Raw genomic sequence first — 12753 nt, 5'->3', positions numbered from 1 at the left:
ATATTCCTTTCGTATTCTCAGTCATTCGTGGGGCGTTGAGAGACTCACGGCCAGTACGGGCACTTGCCGAAGTCCACCTTCATGAGGTTCTGGTAGTAGATTCTGTGCAGCTTCTTCCTCCCCTTGGTTCCAGGATTGACGGTGATGGCCTTACATTTCATGCCGAGCGAGGCGTACCACACCCTGATGCGGTTCTTTTCCTTGCAGTGGTTGTTGAAGTAGAAGGTGGTGGACGAGGGCCCGTCACGCCAGGAGATGTTGAACGTGTTTCCCGTCGGCTTGGCGCACTTGCGGGACTTCCGGTGAATGCCCAGCGCGGACGCGTTCGTGGGTGGGGCGGTAATAGCCGAGTCCGAGGCCGAGGCGGCGGCGGATGGCGTCGCGATGAGGCCCGCGGTGATGGTCACGGCTGCGGTCACGCCGATGGTGCGGCGCATGGAGATGGTCCTTTCGTCGATTCCATGGAGCATCGAGCGACCTGGCGAGTTCGAGGACGCTCTTGATGTAGATCAGCGGGTGTGCGGCCAAGGGCGGCCGTGGGCACGGTGGAGCCTGGTGGTCCACGCCGTCTTCGGGTCGCGCGCCTCCATGCGGCGGGCGATGGCGATCAATGTGCCGATACCGGAAATGATCACGCCCGTACCCTGTGATCTCCTGCGAAGCGGTTCGGGACCACTCGGCGAGCGCGTCGGAACGGTCAACGCCTTTCGGCGGCCCGCCGGTCTCGCGAAGTCGTCGATCTACCCATCCGCGACGGCCGATCACCGACAGGCGAGAGATTTCCTGACGCCGCCGGCCATCTCACTGTGAGACGTGGTCGGCTGGTCGTAAGTCGCCGTGCGATGGGTCTGTTCATGATCAGGCGGCGGGCCTGCTCGTCGTCCGATCGCGTTGCCCGGCCCGCTTCCCCGCCTTGGGCGTTCGCATGTAGCCAACAGCCTCACCCTTACACGCCGCGGGTGTCTGCGCAAAATTACCCACAACCCCCGCCGATTCGCTCAGACGATGCTGCCGCTCCTAACCGCGGCCGACCTCCAGGGCGGGGCACCACAGCGCCTGTTCCCGGGCGCCGACCCGGCCGCAGAACCCCACCTGCGACGGCTGGCCGAGCCCATCCACGTGCTGGACGGAGATGAGCTTGTCCAGCGGAACCTGACGATCGACGTCGCCGCCAAAGTCGATCATGCCGCTCTCCCCGTCGAGCGCCTTGTCGCCGTGCACGCCGCTGATGGCGTGCCAGACAGCCGCCGAGGTCAGGGGCATGCCAGGAGCCTCCTCCCGCAGCTGTTTGACGGCGTTGACGTAGAGCCTGACGGCGTCGAAGGCGAGTGACGCGTGACCGTCCAGCGAGGAGCTCGCCACCTGGCCGCATTCGTCGGGGGCCCGTTACCTGGTCGACGGCGTACGCTCGGCCGGGCAGGGCGGCTTTTACCGAGCGTACGGCGAGATCAGGCGCCTGCTCTGACCCCCGTCCTTGAGTTCGCTACCGCCGTCACGCGTGCATCGGCCGCTCCCCGTGCTCACCGGCGCCGTCCGCGCGGGCCGGGAGAAGCACAGCGGTGACGATCACGGCCACGGACAGCACCGCGCCGATGATGAAGGCCAGCCGCATGCCGTCGAGGGTGGCGAGCACCTGCGTGACTCCCTCGGATCTCAGGCTTTCGGCTCGCGCGCTCATCACGGTGACCACGAGCGCGGTGCCGATGGCCGCGGAGACCTGCTGCAGCGTGCTCAGTATGGAGCTGGCGTGGGAGTAGAGCGGCGGGGGAACCGCGCCGAGCCCGATGGTGAACACCGGGGTGAAGGTCGCGGCCAGGCCCACCATCAGCAGCGCGTGCAGGCCGAGGAGCTGCCAGAACGGCATGGTCATCGTGATCTGGGTGAAGCCGGCGAGCGCGAGCGTGATGCCGATCGCGCCGGGGACGACCAGAACCCGGCCGCCGTACTTGTCGAACAGGCGGCCGACGATCGGACCGAGCAGCCCCATCGCGAGGCCGCCCGGCATCACGAGGAGCCCGGTCTGCAGGGGGGTGAGCAAGCGGATGTTCTGCAGGTACAGCGGCAGCAGGATCATCGAGCCGAGCATCGCCATGAAGGCCACGGACATCATGATCAGCGCGACCGTGTAGGTGCGGTGGCGCAGGGTACGCAGGTCCAGCAGCGGCGTGCCGCGCTTCTGCAACGACAGCTGGCGCACGACGAAGACGGCGATGGCGAGCAGGCCGGCCGCCACGATCGCGGCGGCGACGCCGACGTCACCACCCTCGAACCGACTGAGCCCGAAGACAAGCCCGCCGAAGCCGGCCGCCGCGGTCACGACGCTCAACCAGTCGATGGTGCTGAACTCGGTCTCTCCGACGTTCTTGAGCTGCTTCAGGCCACCCCAAGTGATCAAGGCGGCGATGGGCAGCACCACGGCGAACAGCAGCCGCCAGGACCCGAATTGCAGGATCACCCCAGAGACCGCCGGACCCATCGCCGGCGCGACGGAGATGGCCAGGGTGACGTTCCCCATGACCCGGCCCCGCTCCTCCTCGGGCACCACCTGCATCAACGTGGTCATCAGCAGCGGCATCATCACCGCGGTCCCGGACGCCTGGATGATGCGGGCGCCGAGCAGCACCTCGAACGACGGCGCGACGGCGGCCAACGCCGTGCCGGCCAGAAACAGGCCCATAGCGGTGGTGTACGCACTGCGTGTGGACACCCGCTGCAGGAACCATCCGGTGATCGGGATCACCGCGGCCATGGTCAGCATGAAGGCGGTCGAGAGCCACTGCGCGGTCTGCTCGGTGATGTGCAGCGCGTCGATCAACCGAGGGATCGCATTGATCATGATCGTCTCGTTGAGAATCACCACGAAGGTGGCGAGCACCAGCAGCCGGATCACGGCCGGGGTGCGACCCGAAACGGCGGTCGCGGTTTTGGCGGGTGAGTCGAGCTCTGGGCTGAACACGGCACCTCTATCTGGGTTGTCGGACATGATGTGGTCATCGGGCTCACACGATGTTGTGGTCACGCAAAGACTGACCGGCACCACCGACAAAACTCATCGCCCCCGCCCCAGCATTCCGGTGAGTGATGCGAAATGTCACCCGGTTTTCACTGGCGGCCGATGACGATCTCCAGATCGTGGTCAGTGTGACGTCAAGCCGCTCAGCAGCCGACGTCGGTTCCCTGGGCGCTCACCGCTCCGGGGCCGACCGGCCGTAGAGCATCGCGGTCCAGGCATTGGTGAGGACGTCGATGAGAACCTCCTCGTTGTCGAAGGGCGGCACCCCGGCCGCGGCGAGGTAGTAGAGGCGTTCTCCCAGCCAGGTCAGTGAGGCGGCCACGGCGCGTACATCGGCGTCGCCGAGCTGCCGGAGCGCCTCCGGGTCGGATCGGATGCGGGCTGCGGCGGCCTCGGTGAACAGGTCCATCTGTTCAAGCCACAGGGCCCGCAGGCCCTCGTCGGAGCCCCAGCTCTCCACGATCGCCATGAGGACGCCCGCGTTGGCGCGCCACAGCCGGGCGCCGTCGCTCACCCCGGCCCGGAGCGCGGCCGCCGGGTCCTGCTGCCCGTCGATCCAGGGCTGCGCCGCCTGCTGCCCCTGCGTCACGGCTGCGCGCACCAGCTCGCCGAGTACGGCCTGCTTGCTCGGGAAGTAGAAGTAGAAGCTGGCCCGGGAGACCTCGGCGGCGGTCAGGATGTCGGCCACGCTCAGGGCGTCGAAGCGCCGCTCGCTCAGCAGCTCGCGCGTCGCCGACATGATGCGCTCCCGAAGCTCCGCGGCGGCCGGCGCGGCTCCAGATCGGCGGGCGGAGTGTGCGGTGCGCTTGGCGGACATGCGACCCAGCTTATGACCGCCTTGTACGGACGATGCGTCTAGACGGCATGTCCAGACACTGTGTATGGTCCCGGTTATGGCACACATAGCAATCCACCTGGTCGTCACCGACCCCGACCACGCCGCAGCCTGGTACGCCGAGGCTCTGGGCGCGCGCGAGACCAATCGCATCACTCTTCCCGGCGGCCGCACGCTGACCGTCGACCTCCTGATCGGCGACACCGTCCTCGCGGTAGCCGCGGAGATGCCCGCGCTGGGCATGCGTTCCCCGGCCGCCCTCGGTGGCACCTCCGCCGCCTTTCACCTTCCTGTCTCGGATGTCGACGCGGCCTGGGCACGAGCGCTGAAGGCGGGAGCCACGGTCTTCGAGCCGGTGCACGACGCCTTCTGGGGTGAGCGCACCGGCCAGGTGCTCGACCCGTTCGGGCATCGCTGGGCGCTGGACCAGCACATCCGGGACGTGCCGCACGACGAGATCACCTCCCGTGCCGCGGAGCTGTTCAGCGGATCGGCGACGGCGTGAGGTACCGCACGCTGGGCGCGAGCGGTCTGCGGGTCTCCGAGCTGATCCTGGGCGCCATGACCTTCGGCGAGCAGGGAGGCGTCGGCGCGCCTTTGCCGGAGTGCCGGCGAATGCTCGACCTGTACGCCGAAGCCGGCGGCAACATGATCGACACCGCCGTCAACTACCGCGACGGGGCGAGCGAGCAGATACTCGGCGAGCTGCTGGAGGGCCGGCGCGAGTCGTTCGTGCTCGGCACGAAGTACACCGTCTCACGCGACCGCGCCGACCCCAACGCGGCCGGGAACCATCGCAAGAACCTGCGGGCGTCGCTGGAGACCAGCCTGCGCCGGCTGCGCACGGACTATGTGGACGTCTTCTGGGTGCACATGTGGGACCGCGCCACGCCGATCGAGGAGACCATGCGTGCGCTGGACGACGCGGTCCGGGCGGGCAAAGTGCTGTACGTGGGGATCTCCGACGCCCCCGCCTGGATCGTGTCCCGGGCGAACACTCTGGCGCAGTGGCACGGCTGGAGTCCGTTCATCGGTCTCCAGGTGCCGTACAACCTGCTCCAGCGTGACATCGAACGCGAGCTGCTGCCCATGGCCGAGTCGCTCGGACTGGGCGTCACCGCGTGGAGCCCGCTGGGCGGCGGCGTGCTGTCCGGCAAGTACACCCGCCCCGATGGACCCGCGACCGGTGGCCGGCTCAGCGCCGAATCGCTCTCGGCTCGTGACCACGCCGTCGCCCGCGTGGTGCAGGACGTCGCCGACGACCTCGGTGCCACGCCCTCGCAGGTGGCCATCGCCTGGACGGCGAGCCGCTCCCACGCCGTCCACCCCATCGTCGGGGCGCGCAGCACCGACCAACTCCGCGACAACCTCGCCGCCGCCGACCTCACCCTGCCGCCCGAAAGCATCGACAGTCTGGAACAGGCCACCGGCTTCGCGCTGGGATTCCCGGGGGACTTCATCGACCAGACGTCCTCATGGGTCTTCGGCTCGGCGCTCGTCGGCCCCCGCTGACAAACGCGCTCGCGGTTCTGGAGCCTGCGGGCGCCATGAGCGCCAGGGGGTGAGCTGGGCCTTTGTCCGCATGACGGCGCCACTCTGGCCGGTAGGTTGAACGACCATTAGCCTGTGCGGTGATGAGCGTTGAAGGGCTGCTCGCAGGCGACCCGAAGCACGTCGGACGCTACGCGTTGACGGGACGGCTCGGGGCCGGCGGCCAAGGCATCGTCTACCTGGCCAGCGCGCCAGACGGCGCCCAGGTGGCGTTGAAGGTGATCAACGCCGAGGTGGGTTCCGATGCCCGCCGCCTGTTCGAGCGCGAGTTCGCCATTCTGCGGCGCGTCTCCAGCTTCTGTACGGCGCAGGTCCTCGACGCCGATGTGACGGCCGACCCGCCGTACATCGTCAGCGAGTACGTCGCCGGCCAATCCCTGCACGCCTTCGTCGCCGAACACGGGCCTCTCGCCGGAGCCGAGCTCGACCGGCTCGCGGTGGCGACGGCCACGGCCCTCATCGCGATTCACCGGGCGGGTATCGTCCATCGCGACTTCAAACCGCAGAACGTCCTCCTGGGGCGCGACGGTCCACGCGTCATCGACTTCGGCATCGCCCGCGTACTCCAGGACGGTGCCGCCCTCGCCAGCGCCCAAGTGGGCACTCCCCGCTACATGGCCCCCGAGCAGATCCGGGGCGAGGAGTTCGGCCCGGCCGCCGACATCTTCGCCTGGGGCGCCACCATGGTGTACGCCGCCACCGGCCGCTCCCCGTTCGAGGCCGGCTCGCTGCCCGCCGTCCTGTATCGCGTGCTCAACGAGCCGCCCGACCTCGGCTCCCTGCCAGGTCATCTCCGCCCTCTGGTAGGACGCTGCCTCTCCAAGGAGCCCACCGACCGTCCCACGGCAGCCGAACTCCCGCTGTCCATCATGGATCTCGGCGTCGGCTCCCCAGCCGAGCCGCGTCCTGCCGTACGAAAACCAACGAGACGGGCGCGGCGCACGATATTAGCGTCGAGCGCGATCGCCACGGCCCTCATCCTGGCGGGCGGCGCGCTCTGGTGGGCGAGAACAAACGAGACAACGACGACGGTCACGGAGCCCGCGACGGTCACGAAGTCCGCGACGACCAACGAGCCTCCGGGATACTCCCAAGCCGCGGCAGGGGCGGCACGAACGGCCTTCGAGGCCTGGTACAGCCTCGACTACACCGACTACGACGCCGGCGAGCGCCGTACGCTGGCACTGCTCTCCGGGACGGCGGCGCAGGACTACCAGCATCTGGTCGCCAACTCCAAGAACGCGGTGGTAGCCGCGAAGGCGAAGCAGACGGCGCGGGCGACCGCCGTGGGCATCGTGTGGGCGTCGCCGCAGCGGGTGTCGGTCATCGTCACCGGACTCAGCGCCATCACCCGCAACGGAACCCCGACGAAGTCGGAGGATCCGCTGCTGTTCGCCGAGATGGTCCCCTCAGGCGCGGGCTGGAAGATGGACTACGCGCGAACCACACCGTCCGGCTCTCCGGCTCCGGCCGACGCCGCTTGGCCCACCGCGCAGGTACGGCAGATGGTCACCGACGCCGCCCACTGCCAGACCGAGGCGTTCATCAATGGGCCCCGCCTGGAAGAGCGTCCGGACTTCTTCGATCGTTGCACCACGGGACGGGCCGAGCAGTGGTGGCGAGAGCTGGCCGCGGTCCCCGACGCTCAGGTTCCCGCCTGGTGGACCTGGCAATACCGGGAGATCGGTACGGCCTTCGAACGCTTCGACGGGCCCGACGTCGCGACCTTGATCCACCTCGGCGACTCGGCCAAGGCCCCTGACCACGAGGTGGTGGCGTACCGGCTGTACCTGCGCCGGGTCGACGGGCGATGGAAGCTGGAGGACGTCACTTCGCCGAAGGACAATCGATCCATGTTCGAGCGGCGTACCAAATGAGCCTGCCCCTCCGCCCAGGCGACCCGGAACGCATCGGACGCTACCGGGTGCTCGGCCGACTCGGCGCGGGCGGCCAGGGCGTCGTCTTCCTCGCCACGGGGGCCGACGGACGGCAGGTCGCCGTGAAAGCGCTGCCCCGGATCTCCGACGAGGCCGCCCGGCATCGCATGGCGGCCGAGCTGGACCTGCTGCGCAGGGTCTCCGGGTTCTGTACGGCCCAGGTGCTCGACGCCGATCTGACCGCCGACCCGCCGCACATCGTCACCGAGTACGTCCCCGGCCCATCTCTGGCCGAACTCGTCCGGCAGGAGGGCCCCCTGCGCGGCGGAGCACTGGAACGACTGGCCGTCGCCACCGCCACCGCGCTGACCGCGATCCATCGCGCGGGCGTCGCCCACCTGGACCTGTCCCCCCGCAACGTGATCATCGGCCCGGACGGCCCCCGCGTCGTCGACTTCGGCCTAGCCCGCGCCGTCGGCGGCCCCACCACGAACGCCCTCATCACCGGCACGCCCGCCTTCATCGCGCCCGAACAGCTGGCCGGACATCCACCGGCTCCCAGCGCCGACGTCTTCTCATGGGCCGCGACGCTCGCCTATGCCGCGACAGGCCGTCCTCCTTTCGGTGACGACGCGGTGCCGACCGTCGTCTACCGCGTACTCCACCAGGAACCCGACCTGGGCCCGGACACGGAACTGGACGGCTTCCTGCGCGCGATCCTCCAGACATGCCTGGCCAAGGACCCAGCCCTCCGCCCGTCAGCCCAGGACCTCCTCTATCACCTTGTCGACCGCACCCCACTGAAGCCTGCCCAGGTACCGGCGCCGGTCCGGGCGCGTGGCTGGAGGCGGGGATGGATCGTCGCTGTGGCGGCAGCCGTACTGCTCGCTGGTGGACTCGGTGCGGCGATATGGAGAGGATTGCCCGCCGACGTTGGCAGACCGGCGAGCCTGGGGAAGAGCGATGGTGTCCTTGCACCGCCACCGCTCTACGCCCTGGAGGCCGGGGCAACGGCCCGGACCGCCTACACGATCATCAACAGCTTCGACTACAAGACGCTCGACAAGGACTTCCGGGCAGTGGATGACGCGACCACGGGACGTGCGGGCGTGGAGTACACCGGCCGCCTCCAGGACCAGGCGCGACAGATCCGCGACGAGAAGATCGTGCAGCGGGCGGTGGCATCTGAGAGCGGAATCGTCGCCGCGCGGGCTGACCGGGTCGTCGTATTGGTCTGGGGCCAGATCAACACGACCAAGGGTTCCACCTCCGACTACCATCTCGGCGGCGTGGTCATGGAGATGCGCAGCGTCGGAACCGTGTGGAAGCTGGACCACGTCTGGCCGCCGAGCCCGCAGCCGGATTCGGCCGAGATGACGACGGGGGAGTGGCCGTCCGGCCGGACGACGACGCTGCTTTCGGCCCCGTCGGGCAACGGTACGCGCGCCATCGCCCTGGAAGCGCTCACCGCGGCAGGCGCACGGGTGTTCCGCCTCGGCACGGACGGGACCGTGTCCAGGCTCAACCTGGTCCCCGACGGCAGCTCTTTCCGGGTCGAGAGCAGCCGGGAGCTTGGCGCGTCCTGAGCCGTTGCTTTTAGCGGGGCTTATGAACGTAAGTGGTGTCGGTGCCGAGGAGGGTGCCGTCGGCGCTGGTCGGCGCGATCTCCGGCACAGGGACGCCGTGCTGGTCGACAAGGGTGGAGCGGGTCTCGCCGGGGGCGAAGGCGTGGCGTTCTCCCCACTGCCGCAGGGTGAGGATGACCGGGAAGAGGTCGCGGCCGACGTCGGTGAGCACGTATTCCTGGCGGCGGCCCGATGGCGCGGTGCGCTGGGCGAGGAGCCCGTGAGCGATGAGCTTGCGGAGGCGGTCGGTGAGGATATTGCGGGCGATGCCGGTCCGCCGCTGGAACTCGGTGAACGATCGTGCCCCGTCCATCGCGTCGCGGATGACGAGCAGGCTCCACCTGTCGCCGACGAGGTCGAGCGTGCGGGCGACGGGGCACTCGGGGTCGGTCCAGTCCGTGTTCGGCACGGCATCTCCCAATCGGTTGCGAATTGAAACCATTATGCCGTACGGTCAAATTGGTTGCAATCTGCTACTGATTGGGTTTGGGGTGCGATGGACATGTGGCGGCGGTTGCTGCTCGCGGTGGTGTGTGGTGTCGCGGTGGCGAGCATCTATGCCGCGCAGCCGGTTCTGGAGCCGATGGGACGCGATCTCGGTGTGTCGGCGGAGCTCACTGGGTGGATCGTCGCGGTCGGCCAGTTCGGTTATCTGGCAGGGCTGGTGCTGCTGGTGCCGCTTGGCGATGTGGTCGACAGACGCCGACTCATCGCCGCGCACCTGGCGCTCACCGCAGTGGGCATGATCCTGACGGCCTCGGCGTCAGCCGCATGGGTGGCGTTCCTGGGGCTGGCGATGGCTGGGGTGTTCGCGGTCGTGGTGCAGACCACGGTGGCCTACGCCGCTTCGGTCTCGCCGCCTGCCGAACGCGGACGGAACATCGGCGTCGTGACCTTGGGCGTTGTGGTCGGCATCCTGGGCGCGCGGGTCGTCACCGGCACGCTCGCCGAGGTGTGGGGCTGGCGGAGTGTCTATGCCCTGCTCGCGGTGCTGTCACTCGGGCTGGCGGCCGTCGTCCTCGCCGTACTGCCGTCAGAGGAGCGCCCCAACCGACCTACGGGGTACGGACGGGCCGTCGTCTCACTCGGCGGACTGTTCGGGCAGCGGGTCTTCCTGACGCGCGGGCTCATCGCGTTCTTCTTGTTCGCATCGTTCGGAACCCTGTGGAGCGGACTGTCCCTGCCGCTGGCGGACCCGCCATGGCAGCTGAGTGAGAGCCAGATCGGACTGTTCGGCATCGCCGGACTCGCCGGCGCACTCGGTGCGGCACGCGCGGGACGGTGGGCGGATGCGGGACGGGCGGCCCCGGTCACTGGTCTCGCGCTGACCCTGCTCATCCTCTCGTGGGCGGCGATCGCGCGGCTGCCGTGGTCGTTGTGGCTCCTCATCGTCGGAATCGTGGTTCTCGACTTCGCGGTCCAGGCCGTACATGTGAGCAACCAGCACCTGCTCGCCGCCGCGCATCCGGAGCGCACCAGCAGCGTCATCGGCGGCTACATGGTCTTCTACTCGCTCGGCTCCGCCCTCGGTGCGGCCGCGACCACCGCCATCTTCACCGCCCATGGCTGGGCGGGCTCCAGTCTCCTCGGGGCCGGGTTCGCGGCCTGCGCGCTGGCCGTCTGGGCGACCGACAGGAGGGTACGCCTCAAACGAACAGTAGCTACGACATCAGCCACGTGGTGAGGGCGACGGCCGCCTCGCGTAGGTCGTCGTCGCGGCGCTTCTCGCTCAACTGGTCGACGGTGAGCCGGAACTGCGGGGCCGTGACCACGAACACCTGGTTGTACAGGGACCGGCTGCCAAGGGCGATCTCGGTGCCGCCGGACTGCGCTTCGACGCCGAGCGTGGTCAGTTCGGGGACCTCGACCTGAGGGAAGTCCTTGTACTTGGGCGGCGCCGACGGAAGGGCGACCGTCACCGAGGCCGCGGGAATCTTCTTCCCCCACGAGCAGGTCAGCGCACCGCTGGCGTCGTACCGCTTGCTGAACTTCTTCCCCTTGATCAACGCGCCCATGGCCGCGACCATCCGGGGATCGTCGCAGCTCTTCGGCAGAGCGAACGGCCGCGCCAGTGCGGTCGTCGCGGTCAAGGTGGGCGGCGCGCTCGATGTGGCCGGCGTGGAGGACCCTGAGGGGGCGGCAGGGCTGCCACCACTGCAGCCTGTGAGCAGGCCGCCGAGGACCGTCACCCCTAATAAGACCTTGGAAATCATGGACATGCGCCAAGTATCCAAGACGCCGGGTGTCCAACCAGGACCGTTTCTCAGGGAGTTCTAAGGCGGGCTTTATAGCTCTTTCGCCTTATTTGTGGGGGGAGTGCGGGTCGGAGCGGTGGGTCAGCAGCCGGTGGAAGCCGACCGTCACCCCCAGCCCGGTCACCACGTAGAAGACGGCGGCCAGCAGCAGGTCGGTGAGGGAGATCCCGCTTCCCCACGCCAGCCAGATGCCGGCACCCAGCGCGAGGAACGGCGCGATGACGATCGCCGCGGTCAGCGTCAGCGGGACGATACCGGCCCGCGCGGGCGCAGCGGGCCGGGGGAACGGCGCATTGCCGTCATAGCCCGCCCCGGCGGCGGTGCGGGTGGCGGTCGGCATGCCGCTCACGCCATGACCGGGAAGCGGCGGTCCAGGCCGGTGATGCGCAGCAGCCGGGCCACGCGCGGCGGAACGCCGGTCAGGGCCAGCGTGATGCCGCGTGTCCGGGCACGGCCTTGCACGCCGATCAGCACGCCCAACCCGCCTGCCCCACAGAAGGTGACCTGGGACAGATCCAGGATGAGCAAATCGGTGCTGTGGTCGAGGGTGTTGATCAACCTCTGGCGCAGCCGAGCTGTGGTGAAGATGTCGATGTCCCCCGACAGATGCACCAGGGTCGGCGCCGAGGCGCTCACCCCGGCGAGCGGGGCGGCGTCGATGACGGTCATGGAAGTCCTCCTCACGGGAGAAGCTGAAAGGTGATGAGATGCCTGCCGGCCGAAGATCGGCCCGCCGCCAGTACGGGCGGTGCCAGGACCGCTCGATCCGGCCGGCAAGCGGCACACGGGGCGTTGTCGGCCGTCACATGGACGGCTGCGCCACCTGCCCGATGACCGACCCTCCCTCGTCCTCCCAGCGGGCCGAGCCGTCGGCCGTGGCACGCGGAGCGGGGCCGGCCGGCAGATGCGCGAGGGTGAGGATGGCCTCGATGCTCAAGCCGGCGATGTCCTGGGCGGTGAGCTTGAGCGTGGCCCCGGCGGCGCCGGCGGCGGTACCCGAAGGGATGATCAGCAGGACGACCGGCTCGCCGGCGGCGAAGCTGAGAGTGATCACACGCGGGTCGGTGTAGCGGAACCAGCCGACGCGGACCTGACGCCCGCGTGCCGAGATGCGGCGCGGAATGTTCTGCCACGCATCGCCATGCAGGCCGATGCGGAGCGTGACCCGATCCAGCAGCCGGTCCACGGCGGCGATGAGGCCGGGCAGTTCGACGGCCGCGTCACGGGAGGAGGGCCACCAGGCCCCGTCCACCACCGCTCGCCGATTCGGCACCGGGCGGAGGCTGAGCCGTAGCCCGGAATCGACCCGCGGGATCGCGGACGAGGCGGAGCTGAGCGGTGCGGGTTGAGAAAGAAGCGTCGGCGTCATGGTCGCCTGACCTGTCCAGGCCCCCGAAGAGGCCGGTGGTGGTTCGCCGGGGGCGACGCAGACCTGAATGCCAACGCTCGAAAAGGCCTCGGTACCTTCAGTGTACGGCATGACTTCCGGAATTGCCCAATTCCGGAAGTAGACTGAGCGGGTGACTTCCGGAAACACGCCCTCAGAGATCATGCAACCGGCCGGATCAGCTTCCGGAAACACAAGCCGGTCGCGGAC

At 68.9% G+C, this 12753-nt stretch carries 15 protein-coding genes; 5 read left to right on the top strand and 10 right to left on the bottom strand.

Annotated features, from left to right (window positions below; translation table 11 throughout):
* Positions 1 to 44: 44 nt before the first annotated feature.
* The 5 genes from AB0J16_RS30120 to AB0J16_RS30100 form a co-directional block, all read right to left on the bottom strand.
* The gene (locus AB0J16_RS30120; RefSeq protein WP_358545374.1) at positions 45 to 437 is read right to left on the bottom strand and encodes a hypothetical protein; all 393 of its coding nucleotides are present in this window, start codon (positions 435 to 437) and stop codon (positions 45 to 47) included.
* 72 nt (positions 438 to 509) lie between these two features.
* Positions 510 to 635 (bottom strand): hypothetical protein, encoded by a 126-nt coding sequence (locus AB0J16_RS30115; protein WP_358545373.1) that lies wholly within the window; start codon positions 633 to 635, stop codon positions 510 to 512.
* A 382-nt stretch (positions 636 to 1017) separates the two neighbouring features.
* Entirely contained in the window at positions 1018 to 1362 is a 345-nt protein-coding gene (locus tag AB0J16_RS30110) for a hypothetical protein (RefSeq protein ID WP_358545371.1), read from the bottom strand.
* Positions 1363 to 1492: 130 nt separating this feature from the next.
* Complete coding sequence (locus AB0J16_RS30105; RefSeq protein ID WP_358545369.1) at positions 1493 to 2956, bottom strand: MDR family MFS transporter; 1464 nt, start codon at positions 2954 to 2956, stop codon at positions 1493 to 1495.
* A gap of 229 nt (positions 2957 to 3185) precedes the next feature.
* Entirely contained in the window at positions 3186 to 3830 is a 645-nt protein-coding gene (locus AB0J16_RS30100) for a helix-turn-helix domain-containing protein (RefSeq protein WP_358545368.1), read from the bottom strand.
* Positions 3831 to 3906: 76 nt separating this feature from the next.
* On the opposite strand from AB0J16_RS30100, the gene AB0J16_RS30095 reads away from it, so the two are divergent.
* The 4 genes from AB0J16_RS30095 to AB0J16_RS30080 all read left to right on the top strand — a co-directional run bounded on the left by AB0J16_RS30095 (position 3907) and on the right by AB0J16_RS30080 (position 8862).
* Complete coding sequence (locus tag AB0J16_RS30095) at positions 3907 to 4353, top strand: VOC family protein (protein WP_358545366.1); 447 nt, start codon at positions 3907 to 3909, stop codon at positions 4351 to 4353.
* The gene (locus tag AB0J16_RS30090; protein WP_358545365.1) at positions 4350 to 5360 is read left to right on the top strand and encodes an aldo/keto reductase; all 1011 of its coding nucleotides are present in this window, start codon (positions 4350 to 4352) and stop codon (positions 5358 to 5360) included. Before AB0J16_RS30095 ends, AB0J16_RS30090 begins: the two co-directional genes overlap by 4 nt.
* A 122-nt stretch (positions 5361 to 5482) precedes the next feature.
* Positions 5483 to 7276, top strand: coding sequence for a serine/threonine-protein kinase (locus tag AB0J16_RS30085; protein ID WP_358545363.1), 1794 nt, complete (start codon positions 5483 to 5485; stop codon positions 7274 to 7276).
* Entirely contained in the window at positions 7273 to 8862 is a 1590-nt protein-coding gene (locus tag AB0J16_RS30080) for a serine/threonine-protein kinase (protein WP_358545361.1), read from the top strand. Before AB0J16_RS30085 ends, AB0J16_RS30080 begins: the two co-directional genes overlap by 4 nt.
* A 10-nt stretch (positions 8863 to 8872) precedes the next feature.
* Here the strand turns inward: AB0J16_RS30080 and AB0J16_RS30075 are convergent, their stop codons facing one another.
* Positions 8873 to 9310, bottom strand: a complete 438-nt coding sequence (locus tag AB0J16_RS30075) for a helix-turn-helix domain-containing protein (protein ID WP_358545359.1) — start codon at positions 9308 to 9310, stop codon at positions 8873 to 8875.
* An 87-nt stretch (positions 9311 to 9397) separates the two neighbouring features.
* Here AB0J16_RS30075 and AB0J16_RS30070 point away from each other — a divergent pair, with 87 nt between their 5' ends.
* The gene (locus tag AB0J16_RS30070) at positions 9398 to 10585 is read left to right on the top strand and encodes an MFS transporter (RefSeq protein WP_358545357.1); all 1188 of its coding nucleotides are present in this window, start codon (positions 9398 to 9400) and stop codon (positions 10583 to 10585) included.
* On the opposite strand, the gene AB0J16_RS30065 is transcribed toward AB0J16_RS30070, so the two are convergent.
* The 4 genes from AB0J16_RS30065 to AB0J16_RS30050 all read right to left on the bottom strand — a co-directional run bounded on the left by AB0J16_RS30065 (position 10563) and on the right by AB0J16_RS30050 (position 12525).
* A complete protein-coding gene (locus tag AB0J16_RS30065; RefSeq protein ID WP_358545355.1) occupies positions 10563 to 11120 on the bottom strand; it encodes a hypothetical protein in 558 nt (185 codons plus the stop codon). The genes AB0J16_RS30070 and AB0J16_RS30065 overlap by 23 nt on opposite strands.
* A gap of 82 nt (positions 11121 to 11202) precedes the next feature.
* Complete coding sequence (locus AB0J16_RS30060) at positions 11203 to 11496, bottom strand: hypothetical protein (protein WP_358545353.1); 294 nt, start codon at positions 11494 to 11496, stop codon at positions 11203 to 11205.
* Positions 11497 to 11501: 5 nt separating this feature from the next.
* Complete coding sequence (locus AB0J16_RS30055) at positions 11502 to 11825, bottom strand: STAS domain-containing protein (protein WP_358545351.1); 324 nt, start codon at positions 11823 to 11825, stop codon at positions 11502 to 11504.
* Between the two features lie 133 nt (positions 11826 to 11958).
* The gene (locus AB0J16_RS30050) at positions 11959 to 12525 is read right to left on the bottom strand and encodes a DUF5994 family protein (protein WP_358545349.1); all 567 of its coding nucleotides are present in this window, start codon (positions 12523 to 12525) and stop codon (positions 11959 to 11961) included.
* Positions 12526 to 12753 lie beyond the last annotated feature (228 nt).

The sequence above is a fragment of the Nonomuraea sp. NPDC049750 genome, assembly GCF_040659625.1.
Taxonomy (GTDB): Bacteria; Actinomycetota; Actinomycetes; order Streptosporangiales; family Streptosporangiaceae; genus Nonomuraea.
Note: the sequence above shows the minus strand (reverse complement) of the source record. Positions and strands in the feature narration are given on the sequence as shown.

Coding starts and splice junctions, on each gene's coding strand:
- AB0J16_RS30085 (WP_358545363.1), top strand. CDS start 5,483: ATGAGCGTTGAAGGGCTGCTCGCAGGCGACCCGAAGCACGTCGGACGC.
- AB0J16_RS30100 (WP_358545368.1), bottom strand. CDS start 3,830: ATGTCCGCCAAGCGCACCGCACACTCCGCCCGCCGATCTGGAGCCGCG.
- AB0J16_RS30065 (WP_358545355.1), bottom strand. CDS start 11,120: ATGTCCATGATTTCCAAGGTCTTATTAGGGGTGACGGTCCTCGGCGGC.
- AB0J16_RS30060 (WP_358545353.1), bottom strand. CDS start 11,496: ATGCCGACCGCCACCCGCACCGCCGCCGGGGCGGGCTATGACGGCAAT.
- AB0J16_RS30055 (WP_358545351.1), bottom strand. CDS start 11,825: ATGACCGTCATCGACGCCGCCCCGCTCGCCGGGGTGAGCGCCTCGGCG.
- AB0J16_RS30070 (WP_358545357.1), top strand. CDS start 9,398: ATGGACATGTGGCGGCGGTTGCTGCTCGCGGTGGTGTGTGGTGTCGCG.
- AB0J16_RS30095 (WP_358545366.1), top strand. CDS start 3,907: ATGGCACACATAGCAATCCACCTGGTCGTCACCGACCCCGACCACGCC.
- AB0J16_RS30080 (WP_358545361.1), top strand. CDS start 7,273: ATGAGCCTGCCCCTCCGCCCAGGCGACCCGGAACGCATCGGACGCTAC.
- AB0J16_RS30120 (WP_358545374.1), bottom strand. CDS start 437: ATGCGCCGCACCATCGGCGTGACCGCAGCCGTGACCATCACCGCGGGC.
- AB0J16_RS30050 (WP_358545349.1), bottom strand. CDS start 12,525: ATGACGCCGACGCTTCTTTCTCAACCCGCACCGCTCAGCTCCGCCTCG.